The sequence below is a fragment of the Sphingomonas sp. RB1R13 genome (assembly GCF_036663775.1).
GTDB lineage: Bacteria > Pseudomonadota > Alphaproteobacteria > Sphingomonadales > Sphingomonadaceae > Sphingomicrobium.
This window is the reverse complement of the sequence record NZ_JAXOJM010000001.1, coordinates 563,140-581,770: the sequence shown is the minus strand read 5'-3', so window position 1 is coordinate 581,770 and position 18,631 is coordinate 563,140. Positions and strand designations below refer to the sequence as shown.

The following is an 18,631-nucleotide window of genomic DNA, read 5'->3' as shown; positions in this document are numbered from 1 at the left end:
GGCGCAACACAGACCGTCCCAACGTCGGCTGTGCATGCAAAGTTCCCGCTGGCGGCCAATATGTCAATCATTGCGAAACCGCGCCCGCGCGCCTATCTCAGCCACGCCGGGCAACCGGCTATGTCGGTAGAATGTTAGGTGGAATAGGCATTTCGGACCCGGGGGGCAGTACCCCGGCGCCTCCACCACCAGCGGCGGATCGCGGCTTTTTTGAAGCCAAGCGCCGTTGCTGATGGGGGCGAAATAGGATCGACGAGTGCAATAAAGTCCTGATTGCCGATCGGCCTGAATGCGCCGTAAAACCGTTCATAACCACAAGTGCCAACGACAACGTAGCACTCGCGATTGCCGCGTAACTGAGGGCCTAACGGCCTGACGTTATAATGACAAAAGCGCGGTTGGACCCCACCGGGCAACAGAAGGGGATTCCAGCGGCCGCCGGGGGAGCCGGGCAACAGAATCCCCCGGACCTTGACGGGTCCAGTTTGCGCTTGCCGCGCCCATTTCCCCAGCGCAGACTTGTCCGCGATCAATCCGGGGGAAATCACCGATGTCGGCTGTTCGTTTCATGCTTCTGGCGGGCTTCGCCACCTCTGCTGCCGCTGCGCCGTTGGCCAAAGAGCAGCTGATGGTCGTGCCCGACGGCGCTCGCCATTTCACGATCAGCTCGACCGCCGCCAAGCATGGCGATGTCTGGTCATGGCGCCTGCCCGACGGGCGCGTCGCCTATCGAATGTCGATGTCGCTGCGCGGCTGGATCACCGAGACCGACGAGGTCGTGACGTCTGGTGCCGACGGCCGCGTGATTGCGAGCGAAGTGCGCGGATTTACCGATTCGGGTGATGCCAGCGAGAAGTTCAGCGTCGGGAAAGACGGCATCGCCAATTGGGCGACTGCGGTCGATAGCGGGTCGGCGCCATTCGGGGCCAAGCGCTACGAAAGCTATGGCGGGCCATGGTTGGCGAACGAGCAAGGCATTGCTGCGCTCGTTGCGGCTGGGCCAAGGGGGATCGACCTGCTGCCCGGGGGCCATGCGTCGATCAGCATCGGCCAGTCGACCCGGATCGTCGGCCCTCGCGGACCCGAAACGGTGAAGCTTGCCTTCACCAGCGGATCGGGCTTTGCGCCGTCGCCGGTTTGGCTGACCAGCGACAACCGTTTCTTCGCCTCAGTCGGATCGATTTCGCTGATGCCCGAAGGCTATGAGGCGGTCGCGCCAACCCTGAAGGCGATCCAGGAAAAGGCCACCGCCGACATGGTCCGCGCCACCGCGCACCGTTTCCTCAGCGCGGCCGGTCGCCGCCCGACACTGTTCGACCATGTCAAATTGTTCGATTCGGTCGGCGGGCGCTTCCTGCCCGACCGCGCAGTTCTGGTCGCCGATGGCAAGGTCGCGGCAGTCGGCAAGGGCGGATCGCTGCGGGTCGCGTCGGGCACGCGGCGGATCGACGGGCGCGGCAAGACCTTGCTTCCGGGGCTGTGGGACTCGCATCTCCACGTCGGCGGGGACGACTGGGGCCTGCTCCAGAATCTCGCCACGGGAATGACCAATTACCGCAGCCCCGGGTCGATGATCGATGAGGCGCAGAGCATTTTCCGGCGCCGCGCTGCGGGCGATTTGCTCGCCCCCGAAGGCAAAGTGTCGGTGATCATCGATCGCAAAGACCCGCTCGCCGCGCAAATTGCGCTGACCGTCTCGTCACAGGCCGAGACCATCGCTGCGGTCGACAAGATCAAGGCGGCGGGCATGTGGGGCGTCAAATTCTACACCTCGATGAATCCGGCGTGGATTGCACCCGGTGCGGCCGAGGCGCATCGCCTCGGGCTCCACGTTCATGGCCATGTCCCCGCCGGGATGCGCCCGCTCGACGCGGTTCGTGCAGGCTATGACGAAGTCACCCACATCAATTTCATCATGATGCAGGCGATGCCCCAGTCGGTCGTCGACAAGGCCAATACCGCCGCCCGGATCGAGGGGCCGGCGCAATATGCCAAGGACGTCGACCTCGATTCGCCCGACATGAAAGCATTTTACGCCGAACTCGCGAAGCGCGGGACGATCGTCGACCCGACGCTGGTGGTGTTCGAGCAATTGATGGCGTCCGACGGGACGGCCGTGACGCCCGCCTATTTGCCCTATGTCGCCATTTCGCCGCCCGCCGTGGCGCGAGGGTGGAAGATTGCCGGCTATCCGCTGTTCGGCGGGCTGACCCGAGACGATTTTCGCAAGAGCTTCGCCAAGATGGCCGGGCTGGTCGGGCGGCTTCACCAGGCAGGCGTGCGGATCGTCGCGGGGACCGACGGCTCGGGGGTCGAATTGGTCCGCGAGATCGAGCTGTACCACCAGGCCGGGCTGACCAATGCGGAGGCGTTGCAGACCGCGACGATCATTCCGGCGCGGATGGTCGGCATGGCCGGGCGGGTCGGATCGGTTGCCCCGGGCAAGACCGCCGACCTCGTGCTGGTCGATGGCGATGTCGAGGCCAGGCTCGGCGCGCTGCGCCAGGTCGACAAGGTCGTGCTCGACGGCGTGCTGATGGATGGCGACGCGCTGCGTACTGCATCGGGCTTCAGCGGACGGCCGACGCGCTGAGCCAGTGGATCATTCTTGGTGGGGATTGCGTCTGGCACGACTTGCCTGCCAGTCGGCATCGCTTAGAAGCGGCGCATGGGTGATTTGCGGCGACTGGCGTGGCTGATAGCCGCCGCGGCACTGGTGCCGTTGCTGATGTTCTGGATCATCGAGGCTGGGTTCAAGGCGCGCGAGGAACGCCGCACGATCGAGGCCAATGCGGTGTCGACCGCCGAATCGTTGCAATATCGGGTAGACGGCGTGGTCGAACGGCATCTCGCCGCGCTGGCCGCGATGGCGACGACGACCGCGCTGAAAAAGGGCGACCTGCCCGGCTTCCGCGCCCGCGCGGCCGAATTGGTTACGCTCAATCCCGGCTGGGTCGCCGTCACCCTGGTCGATGCGCCCGGAGAGCCGATCGCTGATGTCGGCGCGGGCAAGCGCAGCGTCGTGCTCGATCGCCCCGTCCCGGGCGCTGGTGCCGCCCCCTATCTCGCCGGCTATGCTCGCGGCGATGGCTGTCCGTGCATGGTGTTCACCCATGGCGCGCTGGTCGCCGGCAGGCCCGCGACCGTCCGCCTGTTCGTCAGCAACCGCGAGCTGGTCGCGATGTTGCCTCCAGCCAGCGGCGATTATGCCGTCAGCGCGGTGGTCGATCCCGCCGGCCGGTTTATCGCGCGCACGGTCAATGGCGATCAGCGCTTCGGGACGTCGGGATCGAAATATCTGCGCGGCGCGGTGTCGGCGCGGTCGCTCGCCGGCGTCTATCGTGGATTCACGCTTGAGGGGATGGAGAATTTCACCGCCTATCGCCGCTCGGCGCTGACCGGCTGGTCGAGCCATGTCGCGCTCAAATCCTACCAGGTCGACGACCGCGCGCGGCGGTTTATCCAGTCGCTCGGGGTTGCCGCGCTGCTGTCGCTGCTGCTCGCCGCGATCCTCCTATGGTTCGCGCTTCGCCAGATTGCCGAGCGCCGGCGGATCAGCGATCGGATGGAGCAGGCGCAGAAATTGGAAGCGCTCGGCCAGCTGACCGGAGGGATTGCGCACGACTTCAACAATCTCCTGACGCCGGTGCTCGGCGCGCTTGATTTCGTCGCCAACAAGCCGACCACCGATGCGGGCAGCAGGCGACTGCTGCTCGGCGCGCTGAGTTCGGCCCAGCGCGCAGGCAAGTTGACGGCGCAGCTGCTCGCTTTCTCGCGCAAGCAGAAGATGCGCATCGAATCGATCCGCATCGCAACCATGCTTGACGAGATTGCCGACCTGTTCCGCCAGTCGATCGGCGACTCGCATCACCTGGCGATCATCGCTGCCGACCGCTCGCTTTGCGCGCTCGGCGACGTCACCCAGCTTGAGCTGGCCGTGCTCAACATCATGATCAACGCGCGCGACGCTGCGCCCGCCGGATCGACTATCACGGTGCGCGTCGTAGGCAGCGGCGAGCCTGCCACGGGCGAGGTCGCGATCGCCGTCACTGACGAGGGCGAGGGGATGGACGAGCCGACCCGCCGCCGCGCGATGGAGCCCTTTTTTACCACCAAGGCGCTAGGTCACGGCACCGGTCTGGGGCTGGCGCAGGCGTTCGGCATGGCCGAGCAATCGGGCGGGCGGCTGGAAATCGCCTCGGTCGAAGGCAGCGGAACGACGGTAACCATCTACCTTCGCCGCTGCGAGGAGGGCGAGGCACTGGCCGACTCCGTGCGTTCGACTCAGCCGGCCGAACTTGCCCCGCTTCGCCTGCTAGTGGTCGACGACGACGCTGCGGTACGTTCGGCAATCGTCCGCCCACTCGAGGAGGCGGGCCATGTCGTCGACGCGGTCAGCGACGGTCCGACCGCGCTCACTGCGATCAGCCAGCGCAAATTCGACCTGGTGCTGGTCGATTTCGCCATGCCCGGGATGAACGGCGCCGAAGTCATTCGCCGCGCGCGCATACTTTGCCCCGACACGGCCTTCCTGATCGTTAGCGGCTATTCGGACAGCGACGCCATCGCCACCGCCGCCCCGGGCACCCCGGTCCTCGCCAAGCCGTTCGGCAATGCCACGCTGCTGGAGATGGTGGCGGCGCTGAGGCATGAGAAAGGCGCGCAGGGCTGACCTGCGCCAGTGTTTGGGTGATCGCAATAAAGCCTAACGCCAGATATGCACCCGTTCCGCCGGCGCCAAGTACAGCTTGTCCCCGCTCTTTACCCCGAACGCGGCAACCCATTCGTCCATGTTGCGGACGACGCCGTTGACTCGATAAGTCGCTGGCGAGTGTTCGTTGGTGAGCAATTGCGCCCGAAGTGCGCCCTCGCGCTGCTTGGTCTGCCATGAATAGCCATAGGCGATGAAAAAGCGCTGGTCCCCGGTCAGCCCGTCGATCAGCGCCGGTTCGCCATGCTGCGCGACATAACGGCGGTAGGCGGCGTAAGCGACTTCGAGCCCGCCCAAATCGCCGATATTCTCGCCCAGCGTCAGCTGGCCCTTGATGTGCACCCCGGGCACGGGTTCATAGCCATTATATTGCTTCACCAGTTCAGCGGTGCGCGCCTCATAGGCCTTGGCGGCGGCGGGGGTCCACCAGTCGCGCAGCCGGCCGGTCGCATCATATTGCCGCCCCTGGTCGTCGAAGCCGTGGCCAATCTCGTGGCCGATAGTCGCGCCGATGCTGCCATAGTTTGACGCGGGGTCGGCGTTGGGATCGAAATAGGGCGCCTGAAGGATCGCCGCGGGAAAGGTGATCTGGTTCATCGACGGGTCGTAATAGGCATTGTTGGTCTGCGGGGTCATGTACCACAGCGAACGGTCGACCGGTTTGGGCAGCCGCTTGAGCTCAAGCGCGTGGCCAAATTTCTCCGCCGCCATGACATTGCCGAGCAGGTCGTCGCGGCGGATCTCCATCGACGAATAATCGAGATACTTCTTGGGATGGCCGATGCGCGGATCGAAGCTGGCAAGCTTCGCCAGCGCCTCGCGCTTGGTCGACGGGTCCATCCACGCATTGCGCCCGATGAGGTCGCCCAGCGCGGCGCGGATGTTGGTGATCAGCTCGCCCATTTCGGCATCGCTGGCGGGCGGATAGTGGCGCGCCACGTAGATTTGCCCGACGCCCTCGCCCAGCGAGCCGTTGACCAGGTCGACCCCGCGCTTCCACCGGTCGCGCTGGGTTGGCACGTCGCGAAGCGTGGTCGAGTAGAAACCGAAGTGGGCATTGTCGAACGCGCTCGGCAGATAGGGCGCGTGGCCGTCGATGAAGTGGAACGTTGTATAATCCTTCCACGTCGACAGCGGGGTCGCGGCGAACAATCGACCTTCGGCGGCGACCGCGCTGTCCTGCCCGACGACGACCTTGGCTTGCGAACCATAGCCCGACTTGGCGAGCAGCAGCGGCCACTGGAACTGCGGCGCCAATTTTGCCAGCTGGACGCGGGTCATCGGTTTGTAGTTGGCCTTGACGTCGCGCTCGCGCTCGGGAGTCCAGTGGATCTTCGCGATCGCTGTCTCCAGCGCGATGATCCGGTCGGCCTTGGCCGCGGCATCGGCAATGCCGGCGAGCCCTTGGAGCTTGATCACATAGGCGCGGTAGGCGGCGCGAAAGCCGTCATATTTGGCCCCGGAGAGCAGATAATAATCACGGTTGGGCATGCCGAGGCCGCCCTGGCCGGTATAGATGGTATAGCGCGTCGGGTCCTTCAGGTCGGGGCTGATGCCCAGCCCGATCGGCGCCGGAAAGCCCGGCTCGGCGAACAGCGTCACCAGGTCGGTACGCGACTTCGCGGCGGCGATGCGCGCCAGGTAGGGCTTCAACGGCGCGCCCCCGCGTGCTTCGATCCGGCCCGTGTCCATCCAGCTGGCGTAAAAGTCGCCCACCTGTTGCCCGATCCGTCCCGATTGCGCCGGGTTTTTGGCCATATCCTCGACGATTGCCCGCACATTCCGGTCGGTCTCGTCGTTGAGCACTGAATCTATTCCGACATACGTCTTGTCCGGGGCGATATCGGTCTTTTTATACCATGCTCCGTTGACGAAGCCGAAGAAGTCGTCCCCCGGCTTGACCGCGCGGTCCATCGCCGCAGCGTCATAGCCCCAGCTGCCATAAACCGGCTTGCCCGCCGTCTGCGCGATCACGGGGGCGGCCAGCGACAGGCTCGCGGCGGCAAGCAGCAACAGGTGAGAGGGGCGCATCGACTGTCTCCGGATAGGGGCGCAAAAAAAGGGGGCGCCGCGAATGACGCCCCACAGGCTTACCAGATGTGTACGCGCTGGTCAGGCGCGAGGTAAAGCGCATCGCCCGACTGGATGTTGAACGCCTTGTACCAGGCATCGACATTGCGGACGATGCCGTTGACCCGATATTTGCCGGGCGAATGGGGGTCGGTCAGGATTTGCTGCCGCTCGGCATTTTCGCGATCCTTTTCCTGCCACGCCTGGGCATAGCCGATAAAGAAGCGCTGGTCGCCGGTCAGCCCGTCGATCACGGGCGCCGCGCCATGCTTGGCCTGATATTTCTGGTAAGCCGCATAAGCCGCCTCGACCCCGCTTAGATCGCCAAGATTCTCGCCCAGCGTCAGCTTCCCGTTGACGTTGACCCCGGGGTAGGGGCTGAACGCATTATATTGGCTGACCAGCTTGTCGGTGCGCGCCGAATAGGCCTTGACCGCTGCCGGGCTCCACCAGTCGCGAAGCGACCCTTTTGAGTCGAACTTGCGCCCTTCGTCGTCGAAGCCATGGCCCATCTCATGGCCGATGACCGCGCCGATCGCGCCATAGTTGGTCGCCGCGTCAGCCGCCGGATCGAAGAACGGTGCCTGCAGGATCGCTGCCGGAAAGGTGATCTGGTTGTTCGACGGGTCGTAATAGGCGTTGATCGTCTGCGGGGTCATTCCCCACAGGCTGCGATCGACCGGCTTGGGAAAGCGCGACAGCTCGAGCTGATGCCCGAATTCCTCGGCGCGCAGGGCATTGCCGAGCGGGTCACCCTTGATCACCTTGAGCGTCGAATAATCGATATATTTGGTGGGGTGCCCGATGCGCGGCTCGAACGCAGCAAGCTTGAGCAACGCTTCCTTGCGGGTCGCCTCGTCCATCCAGCTGTTATGCGAAATCCGCTCCTGGTAGGCATCGCGCAAATTGCCGATCAATTCGGTCATCTGGCGCTCGGATGCGGCGGGATAATGGTCGCGCACGTAAATCTCGCCGACCGCCTCGCCCATCGCGCCGTTGACCGCGCGAACGCCGCGCTTCCACCGCTCGCGCTGGACCTGGACGCCGTTCAACTCTCTGGAATAGAAAGCAAAGCGCGCGTCGTCGAACGGCTTTGAAAGCAGGCCGGCGTGATCCGATGCGAAGCGGAAGGCCAACCATTCCTTCCACGTCGACAGCGGCACCGACGACAGCAGCGATCCCGCGCCCGCGACGGCGGAAGGTTCGGTGACGATGATCGTCGGCGCGGCCGGCAGGCCATAAGCGGCGAGCGTCGAGTTCCAGTTGAATTGCGGCGCCAGCTTGATCAGCTGGGCCTGGTTCATCGGATTGTAGATCTTGTCGATGTTGCGGCGGTCGGCGGGTTCCCACTGTGCCCTGGACAGCGCCGTCTCCAGCGCGATGATGCGATCGGCCGAAGCCGGGCCGCCGGGCAGGCCGGCGAGCTGCTGGATTGTCTGGATATAATTGCGATAGGCGGCGCGATAGCCGACCATCTTGGCGTCGGTGCCCAGATAATACGCGCGGTTAGGCAGGCCCAGCGTCTTCTGGCCGGTCGTGGCGACATATTTCGCCGGGTCCTTGAAATCGGCAGTGATGCCAAGGTCGATCGGGCTTGCAAAACCCGGCTGGACGAAGAGCGCGACGAGTTGTGCGCGCGACTTTACCGCGCCGATCCGGGCGAGATAGGGCTTGAGCGGCGCAGCACTGGCGGCGTCGATCGCGGCGGTGTCCATAAAGCTGCCATAATAGTCGCCGACCTGGCCGCCGAGCGCGGTCCGCTGGGGTGCGTTGGCGAGGCTGTCGACAATGGCACGAACGTCTTTTTCCGACTGATCGGACAGCGTCACGAACGGCCCGGCAGACGAGCGGTCCGGCGCGATCGGGGTGGCCTTGTCCCAGCTGCCGTTGACGAATGCCCAGAAGTCGTCGCCCGGCTTGACCGCACGGTCCATCGCTGCGGCATCATAGCCCCAGCTGCCATAGACTGGCCTCGTCTGCGAAACGGCGGTCGTGCCGAGCGCAATCGTTGCGGCGGCGGCGAGAAGGAATACGCGAACGGACATGGGCGAGGGATCCCGAACAATGAACACAAGAGGAGAAGGACATAGTCGCCGCTGAAACGTTCCCGCGCATATTTCGACCAACGGTCAGGGGGTTAGGCGAACGGCGGAAGCCGCTTGGCTCAGGCCGCAGGAAGCGTCAGCCGCGCCAGCAACCCGCCCAGGTCCTCGCTCTCGTCGAGGCTTACCTTGCCGCCATAGATGACCGCGACATCGCGAACGATCGCCAGCCCCAGCCCGGTGCCCGGCTTGTCGGTATCCAGCCGTGCGCCGCGCGTAAACAGCATGTCGCGCTCGCCCTCGGGGATCCCCGCGCCGTCATCCTCCACCAGAATCTCGACCATTCCGTCGGCCGGCTTCTCGACCGTGACGAACACCCGCCCACCGCCATATTTCGCGGCATTCTCGACCAGATTGCCGAGCATTTCGTCGAGGTCTTGACGTTCGACCCTGACGTTCGCGCTGCGGTCCCCGGCGATGTCGACAGTGACGTCGGGATAAAGCCTGCTGACCGCACGCTCGACCGGTCCCACGCTGTCCCACACCGTGGCGCGCGCCTGGCTCGATGCGCGCCGCCCGATCGCTCGCGCCCGCGCGAGGTGATGGTCGACTTGCCGCCGCATCACCGACGCCTCGCGGATTACGGTCTCGGCCAGGTCGGGGGCGTGTCCGGTGGCGGCATTGTTGACCACCGTCAGCGGGGTCTTGAGCGCGTGCGCCAGATTGCCGGCATGGCGCCGCGCTTCCTCGGCCTGCTCCTCGCTGTGCGCCAACAGCAGGTTCAACTCATGAACCAGCGGGTGGATTTCTTGCGGATAATCCTCGCCGATCCGGTCCTGGCGCCCGGCGCGCACCCGCACCAGCTCGCGCCGTACCCGGCGCAGGGGCCATAAGCCAAACAGCGCCTGGAGCGCGGCCAGCGCGATCAACCCCGCACCAAGCGCACCAAAGCTCCACAGCAGAGTCGTGCGCAGCGCCTCGATCTGCTCGTCGATAGCATCTCGCCGTTCCGCGACCTGGAAGCGCCAGCGGATCGGCGATCCCGGCAGGATGACATCGCGTTCCACGATTCGCAGCGGCTCGTCGGGCCCGAATTCCTTGCTATCATACTGGTGCAGCTTGGTGTCGTCATGCGCCTCGACCTTCAATCGCCGGTCCCACAGCGATCGCGAGGGGTAACAGGTCGGCGTGTCGATCTTCAGCCGACAGCTGTTGCCGGGCAGGTCGGTGATCTGGAAATAGAGCCCCGAATAGGACTCGATGAAGCGCTGGTCGGCCGGCTGGCGGTTGAAGCGCACTTCGCCGATCGGGTCGATCTCCGACGACGCCAGCATGGCATTGAGCACATAGGTCAGCTGCGCGTCGAAATTATCGACGATCGACCGCGACAGTACGCGATCGAGGGCGAAGCCGCCGCCCAACAGCAGCACGCCGATCCACAGCGCTGCCACCCCAATCATTCGCCGGGTCAGCGATCCAGTGCCCCGCGGCAATTTCCCCCCGCTCGCCGCCCGCCCCTTCGTCAATACGGGGACGTCGGCGACCGCCTCGCTCAAGCCGGCACGTCCTCAAGGCTGTAGCCAAGCCCGCGAATAGTCGTGATCACGTCGGCGCCCAGTTTCTTGCGGATGCGCGTCACGAACACCTCGATGGTGTTGGAATCACGGTCGAAGTCCTGGTCGTAGATATGCTCGATCAGCTCGGTCCGGCTGACGACCTTGCCCTTGTGGTGCATCAAATAGCTCAGCAACTTATATTCCTGCGCGGTCATCTTGACCGGCTCGCCGGCCTTGGTGACCTTGCCCGACCGCGTGTCGAGGCGAATGTCGCCCGAGATCAGCTCGCTCGACGCATTGCCCGACGCGCGGCGGATAAGGGCCCTCAGGCGCGCGATCAGCTCCTCGGTCTGGAAGGGTTTCGCGAGATAGTCATCGGCCCCGGCATCGAGCCCAGCAACCTTGTCCGACCATGAATCGCGCGCGGTTAGGACCAGTACGGGCATCCGCTTGCCCTCCTTGCGCCAGCGGTCGAGCACGGTCAGGCCGTCGATTTCGGGAAGTCCCAAGTCGAGCACCACCGCATCATAATTTTCCGTACTGCCCAGGTAATGCCCGTCCTCGCCATCGGTGGCCAAGTCGATGGCATAGCCTGCACCCTCGAGCGTGGAGCGCAGCTGGCGCCCCAAATTGGGTTCATCTTCGACGATCAGCACACGCATTCGGATCTTCCCAATAAGGTCGTTGTGGCATGAACACGCGCGAAGCTGAACGGTTGCGCAACGGCAACGAGTTGGGGCGGGGCGGGGACAAGGTCAAGACGGTTGGATTCAGAAGCAGCGAAGCCGAAAGAGACTCTACTGCCCGACCTGGTTGACGACCCGTCCAGTAGCGGCATCGACATCGACCCAGATTACCCGCCCGTCGCGGACGAACTTCAGGCGATAGGTCTCGCCGTGGAATTCAGGTCCCAGATAGTCGGCCCCGCCCATCATCGGCACCACGCGGCGCTCGATTCGCGGCAGCGGCATGGCACGGCCGTCCTGGGTCGCCCGAAACGCCCGGTCTTGGTCGCGCGGGCGCTCGGCGACGGCCGGCGCGCACAGCAGCGCTCCACCGATGGCGGCGGCGACGATCGTCGGGAACTGGCGGATCAGGTTGGTCATGTCGAAGCCGGTGGTAGGTACAAGGCATTGAATGTCCTATGAATGACCCTGTCAGCAAGCGATATGATTCGCCGCGTGACGGATTAGCCACACGCCGCTGATCTAACGATATGTTCAGAGACTGATTCAAGCCATCGGCGGTAGCGCGACGCGCTTCCACCACTGAAGATCAGGCTCTAGAGGGCGCGTATGGCTCCCCCAATTCTTTCCTATGAAGACCTCGGCCTCGTCCAGGGTGAAGGCTGGCTGTTCCGCCACCTCGACATCCATGTCGGGCCGCGTGATCGGCTGGCGCTGATCGGACGCAACGGCGCAGGCAAGACAACCCTGCTCAAATGCATCGCCGGGGTCATCGATACCGACGAGGGTAAGCGTTCGATTGTCCCGGGCAGCCGGGTCGTGCTGCTCGAACAGGATCCGGTGATGACCGCCCATGCCACGCTCGGCGAGTGGGTGCTGGCCGGCGCCGACGCCCCCGAACCGCACGAGGCCGCCGCCATCGCCGACCAGATCGGAATCGATCTCGATCGCCCGACCGTAACCGCCAGCGGGGGCGAGCGACGCCGCGCCGCGATCGTCCGCGCTCTTGCCGTCGATCCCGACGTCCTGCTGCTTGACGAGCCGACTAACCACCTCGACCTCGCGGCGATCGACTGGCTCGAACAATGGCTGGGGCGGTTCAAGGGCGCGTTTATCGTCATCAGCCACGACCGGACCTTTCTCACCCGCCTGACCAAAAGCTGCCTGTGGCTCGATCGCGGCACGATGCGCCGGGCCGAGATCGGCTTTGGCGGCTTCGATGCGTGGACCGACGCCGTTTATGCCGAGGAGGAGCGCGCCGCCGACAAGCTCGACGCCAAGCTCAAGCTCGAACTTCACTGGCTCGAGCGTGGCGTGACCGGCCGCCGCCGCCGCAACCAGGGGCGCTTGGCGAAACTCAACGAGATGCGCGCCAGCCGGGCGGCAATGCTCGGGCCCCCAGGCACCGCCGGGCTCGCGCTCGCCCGCGACGATGTGAAGACCAAGAGCGTGATCGAGGCCGACAAGGTCATCAAAAGCTTCGGCGAGCGGACGATCATCAAGGATTTCTCGCTCCGCATCCAGCGCGGCGACCGCATCGGGCTGGTCGGCTCCAACGGTGTCGGCAAGACCACTTTGCTTCGGCTCCTGACCGGCGAACTCAAGCCCGACAGCGGCACGATCCGCCAGGCCAAGACCCTGTCGGGGATCGTCATCGATCAGCAGCGCAAGCTGATGGAGCCGCAGCGGCGCGTTCGTGACGTGCTCGCCGAAGGCGGTGACTGGATCGAGGTGCGCGGGGTCAAGAAGCATGTCCGCGGCTATCTCAAGGAATTCCTGTTCGCCCCCGAACTGATCGACGCGCCCATTGGATCGCTGTCCGGCGGAGAACGCTCGCGGCTGCTGCTCGCCCGCGAATTTGCGCGCGAATCCAATCTGTTGGTTCTCGACGAGCCGACCAACGATCTGGACCTCGAAACCCTCGACCTGCTCCAGGAAGTGATCGGCGACTATGACGGAACCGTCCTTATCGTCAGCCACGACCGCGACTTCCTCGACCGCACGGTTACCGTCACCCTCGGGCTTGACGGGTCGGGCAAGGTCGACATTGTCGCGGGCGGCTATGAGGACTGGATGCGCCAACGCGCCGCCGCATCCGCGCCTAAAGCCGCGCCCAAGGCGACCGCCGCGCCCGCTCGCACCGCCGCCGCCCCGGCGCGCAAGCTGAGCTACAAGGACCAGCGCGACCTCGACCGGCTACCCGGCGAGATCGACTCGATCGAGGCCGATATCGCCCGCGCCGAGGAAGCGCTTGCCGACCCCACGCTCTACGCCCGCGACCACAAGAGGTTCGACGAGCTCACCCGGCTGATCGACGTGAGGCGCGAGGCCAAGGAAGCCGCAGAATTGCGCTGGCTCGAAGTCGCTGAAATGGCTGAGGCGCTTCCCGGCTGACCGTCGTTACGCCTGCAGATGATATTGCTTCAGCAGGTCGTACAACGTCGGCCGTGAGATCCCGAGCAGCTTGGCTGCGCCCGAGATGTTATGCTCCGTTCGTGCCAGCGCAGACCGGATCGCGCGGCGGTCCGCGACTTCGCGCGCGGCGCGCAGGTTGAGCGCCAGCTCCTCGCCCTCGTCGACCGCAGCGCGGCTTCCGGGCAGGTCGAGGTCGGCCGCGCCGACCAGCTTGCCGTCGGCCATGATCACCGCCCGCTTGAGCCGGTTCTCCAGCTCGCGGACGTTGCCCGGCCACGGATAGGCGTCGATCACCGCCAGCGCGTCGGCGCCAAGGCCATGTACTTGAGGATTCAGCTCACGCGAGAAGCGCTTGGCGAAATGCCGTGCCAGCAGCACCGCGTCGCCCGGTCGCTCGGCCAGCGTCGGGATCTTCACGACGATTTCTGCCAGCCGGTAATAAAGATCCTCGCGGAAGCTTCCGGCTACCTGCATTGCGTCGAGGTCCTGGTGGGTCGCACACACGATCCGCGTGTCGACCGCGATCGGCGAGCGCCCGCCGATCCGCTCGATCACCCGCTCCTGCAGGAAGCGCAACAGCTTGACCTGGAGCGGCAGCGGAATGTCGCCGACCTCGTCGAGGAACAGCGTGCCGCCCTGCGCCAGCTCAATCTTCCCGGGCGTCGTCTTGACCGCCCCGGTGAACGCCCCGCGCTCATAGCCGAACAGCTCGGCCTCGAGCAGGTTTTCGGGAATGGCGGCGCAGTTGATCGCGACGAACTGGCCATTGGCGCGCGGGCTGAGCTGATGGACCGCGCGGGCGAGTAACTCCTTGCCGGTGCCCGACGCGCCCAGCAGCATGACCGACACGTCGGCCCCCGCGACCCGCTCGACCGTTCGCGCCACCTTGGTCATCTCGGGCGCCGCGCTCAGCAGCGAGCCCAGGATCGTGCCACCGCCCGAGTCCCGGTCCTCGAGCAAGCGATTTTCGGCCTCGATCGCATGAAGGTGGAACGCCCGCGCCACGATCAGCCCGAGTTCGTCGATGTCGATGGGCTTGCGATAGAAATCATAGGCGCCCAACGCGATCGCCCGAAGCGCACTTTCGCGCGCGCCATGGCCCGATGCCACAATCACCTTGGTGTCGGGTTTCAGCGCCAGTATTTCGGTCAGCGTCGCGAACCCCTCGGCGGTCCCGTCGGGATCGGGCGGAAGGCCAAGGTCAAGCGTGACCACGGCCGGCTCATGGGCGCGAACCTGCTCGATCGCCGTGGCGCGGTCGCCCGCAATGACCACTCGATACCCCTCGTAGGCCCATTTCAACTGGCGCTGCAGCCCCTCGTCATCCTCGACGACTAGCAGCACTGGGAGGTTCAAATCGGTCATGCGATCTTCCGCTGGAGAGGCTCGGCCGCGGTGGCGGCGGTGAGGTGAATGACAAAGCTGCTGCCCTTGCCGGGGGTCGAGCTGACGACGAGGCGCCCGCCCATCGCATTGACCAGGCTGCGCGCCTCGAATGCGCCGACCCCAAAGCCGCCCTGCTTGGTCGATGCGAACGGCTGGAACAGGCGGTGGCGAACGAACTCGGCGTCCATTCCACACCCCGCGTCGATGATCTCGACCTGGACGCTGCTATCATCATGGCTGACCCGCACGACCACCGCAGCGCCGTCGGGCGAGGCGTCGATCGCGTTTTGAAGCAAGTGGCCGACCGCCTGCTCAAGCCCCAGCGGATCGACCAGCGCCCACAGCGAGGTATCGCCCAGCAAGCGCACGTCATGGTCGCGGCGCTTGGCGGCGACCGCAGCCGACAGCAGGTCGCGCAGCGGGGTCGGCTCGGCGCGCTCGCTGCGCTGCCCGGCCTGCGGCGACAGCCGCGCGAGCAGGTCGTTCATCTTGCCGACCGATCCTTTCAGCGTCGCGACCATGTCGGCGCGGAATTCCGGATTGTCGGCGTGGCGTTCGGCATTGCGACTGAGCAGCGACAATTGGCTAACGAGGTTCTTCACGTCATGAAGGATGAATGCGAAGCGGCGGTTGAACTCCTCGAACCGCTGGGCATTGGCGAGCGCTTCTTGGCCATGCGCTTCAGCCAGGCTCGATGCCGCCTGGCGCCCGGCGGTGCGCAGCAGGTCGAAATCCTCCCAGTCGAGCGCGCGGCGATAATCAGGCGCGGCGAGCAGGACGAGCCCGACCAGCCGGTCGTGGTGGATCAATGGCACTCCGACCCAGGCGGCTTCGTCGGCCAGCATCCAGTCTGGGATGGGCAGCTGGTCCTTGGCGCTGCCATGCTGCCGCCGTGCCGAATCGAGATCGAGGATCCGCCCCTCGGTCTCGACGATGCGCCAGAAATCGGCGGCCGGGCGCGGCTCACCGGTCGCCAGCGCCGTTCCCGTCCAGTGCCACGCCGCCGCCGGATCGATCGCCCCGCTTTCGTCGGCGACAAGTAGAAGCCCACCGGGCACGTCGAGGATGTCGGCGAAGGCCTCGATCACCCGCTCGCCGAGCGGGGCGGCGCTCCCGCCGCTGCGTCCGATCGTCCCGGTGAAGCGCAGCCATTCCGCGCGATAGTCATAGCGATGCTCGAAGAAATGCTTGGCCAGCTTGACCTTGGTCCATGCCCGCGCCCGCGACGACGGCAGCAGAACGACCGCGCCAAGCGTCATGATCGCGATCCCGATCACGCTCAGGCCACGCGACCAGTCCCACCCGCTGCCGCGAAGCGCGGTCGCCAGGAAGGCCATCATGATGAAATAGGCGCAGATCGCGAGAAGCGACAGCGACTGAAAGGTGGCGGCGTGCGACAGGCGGATGCGCCAGCCCGAATCGCGATCGCGGCTAAGCGCGAACAGCGGTACCGTCGCGGCGATGACCAGCCCGCGCCACACGACCAGTCCGTCGGCAAGCGGCGCCCCCAGATAGGCCAATGTGTAGAGATTGAGGTCATAGCCCCACGTCGCGGCAAGCGCGAACATCGCCAGCTTGATCGATCCCCGGCTGGACGGCGCCGCCTGGGCATAGACATTGTGGATGATGATCAGCGCGCCCGCCGCCATCACCACCCGCAGCAGGCGCGATGTCTCGTCGAACGCCCGGGTCAATTCGGGGGTCATCGCCGCAGTCAGCGCAAACAGGCCAAGGATCAGCTCGAGCCCGATGACAAGCGCCTCGGCACCGAACACTAGCCGCAGCCCGCGCGCGGCAGCCTCGCCCTTCGCCGACGCCGCGCCCGACAGATTGTATAGGATTACCACCCACAACAGGTTGCGGACGGTCTCGGCCAGCACCGGCAGCGGCGCGGTCGGCCCCTCGATCGCGACCAGCCACGCCCAGGCGGCGGTAATGGCATAAGCGGCAAGCAGCAGAAACTGGTCGCGCCGGGTCACGCCCGCGCGCAGCCGCCACAGCAACAGCACGGCAAAACCGACCGCCGCCAGAGCGTGGGTCCAAAAGGCCGCCGAGGCCAAGGGTGTCAAATCGCCCGACATGCCACCACTGTCGGCAAAATTTACAAAGAAGTGGTGAACGCTTGGCGGCTGCGCTCTTTTATCCCAGTGGTGCGGGCGAAGGAAATTGGCATGGGCAAACGGTTGGTTGGATCGAGCGGGATCGAGGTTGCGCCGCTCGTGCTAGGTGGCAACGTGCTGGGCTGGACCGCCGACGAGGTGACCAGTTTTGCGCTGCTCGACCGCTTCGTCGATGCCGGAGGTACAATGATCGACACCGCCGACGCCTATTCGGCATGGGTGCCCGGTCACACGGGCGGAGAGAGCGAGACGGTCATCGGCAAGTGGCTCCGCCAGTCGGGCAAGCGCGATCGGGTTGTGATCGCCAGCAAGGTCGGGATGATGACGGGGCTCGCTCCCGACACCGTCACCGCCGCCTGCGACGCGTCGCTCAAGCGGATGGGGATCGACATGATCGACCTCTATTATCAGCACAAGGACGACGAGGGCGTTCCGCTTGCCGACAGCCTTGGCGCGTTCGACGCGCTGGCCAAGGCCGGCAAGATCCGCGCCATCGGCCTGTCCAACTTCGCGCCACCCCGGATCGAGGAAGCACTTGCCGCCGCGCACCACCATGGGCTGATGGCTCCGTGCGCATATCAGGGTTGGTACAACATGCTCGAGCGCGACAAATATGAAGGGGCGCTGCAGGACTTCGTGACCCGGAACGATCTTGCGATGTTCCCCTTCTACAGCCTCGCCAACGGCTATCTGACCGGCAAATATCGCTCGGAAGCCGACCTTGCGAAGTCGGTCCGCGGGGTCCGCAGCCGCAACTATCTGATGGGCAAGGGCGTGGCCGTCCTTGCCGCGCTGGACGCGGTTTCGGCCGAGACCGGGGCTCCGCTGGCAGCCGTCGCGATTGCCTGGACCCGAGATCGGCCGGGCGTGACGGCGCCCATCGCCAGTGCGACGACCCTTGCGCAGCTCGACGAGCAGTTGCGGGGCCTGACGCTCGAGCTCAGTGCGAGCCAGGTCGAACATCTCGACCAGTCAAGTACTTAACCCGCCGGCACCAGTTCGATAACGTCGATCTGCGATTCAAAGGTCGGGTGCGGCATGATCAGGCGCCACTGGCGCGGCCCCAGCCGTTCGATATAACCCGCCACGTCGCGATCGGGATCGCCGCCATATTGCATCGCGCGATTCTCGTCGCCTAGCATGAGCGTCCCCAGGAATATGTTGCGCATTGCATCGCCGGGGAAAATCAGCCCGACCTGGCGTTGCGACCCGGTCAGCTTGGCAAAACCCTGCACGTTGCGCTCTTGCCTGACTCGGCAGACGAACGGCGGGTAGGTGACGAAGTCGAGCATCCCGGCCGACTTGGCGCCAAGCTTGATCGTCCGGCAGCGATAGGTGCCGTTGGGGATTGCGGGCCCGGGCAGCGCCGCGTCGGGGCGAAGCAGCGCGCCCTCGGCATCGATCTTTGGCCCCGCGCCAGAACGTCGCGCCGAGGCCAGGCCATTGACGAACGCGGGCCGCCAGTCGCGCAAGCGCGCCCGATCCGCCACCGTCGCGACAAGGTGCCAGTCGCGCGTCGGCTGGTCGACCAATGCCCCTTCGCGGTCGAGCGTTCGCTCCATGGAAGCGCAGCCGCCCAGCGGGAGGACGGCGAGGGACAGGGAAACTGAAAGGAAAAAGGACGGGGAATGACGCATTGGCCAAG

At 65.5% G+C, this 18,631-nt stretch carries 12 protein-coding genes and 1 other RNA gene; 5 read left to right on the top strand and 8 right to left on the bottom strand.

Annotated elements, in window-relative coordinates:
• Positions 1 to 66 precede the first annotated feature (66 nt).
• From ssrA to U1700_RS02760, 3 genes are all read left to right on the top strand, one after another.
• Positions 67 to 430, top strand: a transfer-messenger RNA (tmRNA) gene (gene ssrA / locus U1700_RS02770).
• A 120-nt stretch (positions 431 to 550) separates the two neighbouring features.
• A complete protein-coding gene (locus tag U1700_RS02765; RefSeq protein WP_332749925.1) occupies positions 551 to 2,593 on the top strand; it encodes an amidohydrolase family protein in 2,043 nt (680 codons plus the stop codon).
• Between the two features lie 75 nt (positions 2,594 to 2,668).
• Positions 2,669 to 4,672 (top strand): response regulator, encoded by a 2,004-nt coding sequence (locus U1700_RS02760; RefSeq protein ID WP_332749923.1) that lies wholly within the window; start codon positions 2,669 to 2,671, stop codon positions 4,670 to 4,672.
• Between the two features lie 33 nt (positions 4,673 to 4,705).
• On the opposite strand, the gene U1700_RS02755 is transcribed toward U1700_RS02760, so the two are convergent.
• From U1700_RS02755 to U1700_RS02735, 5 genes are all read right to left on the bottom strand, one after another.
• Entirely contained in the window at positions 4,706 to 6,742 is a 2,037-nt protein-coding gene (locus U1700_RS02755) for a M13 family metallopeptidase (protein ID WP_332749921.1), read from the bottom strand.
• 59 nt (positions 6,743 to 6,801) lie between these two features.
• A complete protein-coding gene (locus U1700_RS02750) occupies positions 6,802 to 8,826 on the bottom strand; it encodes a M13 family metallopeptidase (protein ID WP_332749919.1) in 2,025 nt (674 codons plus the stop codon).
• 119 nt (positions 8,827 to 8,945) lie between these two features.
• Positions 8,946 to 10,283 (bottom strand): sensor histidine kinase, encoded by a 1,338-nt coding sequence (locus U1700_RS02745; RefSeq protein ID WP_332751114.1) that lies wholly within the window; start codon positions 10,281 to 10,283, stop codon positions 8,946 to 8,948.
• A gap of 92 nt (positions 10,284 to 10,375) precedes the next feature.
• A complete protein-coding gene (locus tag U1700_RS02740; protein ID WP_332749917.1) occupies positions 10,376 to 11,041 on the bottom strand; it encodes a response regulator transcription factor in 666 nt (221 codons plus the stop codon).
• Positions 11,042 to 11,176: 135 nt separating this feature from the next.
• Positions 11,177 to 11,485 (bottom strand): hypothetical protein, encoded by a 309-nt coding sequence (locus tag U1700_RS02735; RefSeq protein WP_332749916.1) that lies wholly within the window; start codon positions 11,483 to 11,485, stop codon positions 11,177 to 11,179.
• A gap of 189 nt (positions 11,486 to 11,674) precedes the next feature.
• Between U1700_RS02735 and U1700_RS02730 the strand changes: the two genes are divergently transcribed.
• Complete coding sequence (locus tag U1700_RS02730; protein ID WP_332749915.1) at positions 11,675 to 13,459, top strand: ABC-F family ATP-binding cassette domain-containing protein; 1,785 nt, start codon at positions 11,675 to 11,677, stop codon at positions 13,457 to 13,459.
• A gap of 6 nt (positions 13,460 to 13,465) precedes the next feature.
• Here U1700_RS02730 and prsR read toward each other — a convergent pair whose 3' ends face one another.
• Positions 13,466 to 14,845: a PEP-CTERM-box response regulator transcription factor gene (gene prsR / locus U1700_RS02725; RefSeq protein WP_332749914.1), complete on the bottom strand. Its 1,380-nt coding sequence runs from the start codon at positions 14,843 to 14,845 to the stop codon at positions 13,466 to 13,468.
• Positions 14,842 to 16,947: an XrtA/PEP-CTERM system histidine kinase PrsK gene (gene prsK / locus U1700_RS02720; RefSeq protein WP_332749912.1), complete on the bottom strand. Its 2,106-nt coding sequence runs from the start codon at positions 16,945 to 16,947 to the stop codon at positions 14,842 to 14,844. Before prsK ends, prsR begins: the two co-directional genes overlap by 4 nt.
• A gap of 90 nt (positions 16,948 to 17,037) precedes the next feature.
• Between prsK and U1700_RS02715 the strand changes: the two genes are divergently transcribed.
• Positions 17,038 to 17,970, top strand: coding sequence for an aldo/keto reductase (locus tag U1700_RS02715; protein WP_332749910.1), 933 nt, complete (start codon positions 17,038 to 17,040; stop codon positions 17,968 to 17,970).
• Here U1700_RS02715 and U1700_RS02710 read toward each other — a convergent pair.
• Positions 17,967 to 18,623, bottom strand: coding sequence for a DUF4893 domain-containing protein (locus U1700_RS02710; protein ID WP_332749909.1), 657 nt, complete (start codon positions 18,621 to 18,623; stop codon positions 17,967 to 17,969). The genes U1700_RS02715 and U1700_RS02710 overlap by 4 nt on opposite strands.
• Between the last annotated feature and the right edge of the window lie 8 nt (positions 18,624 to 18,631).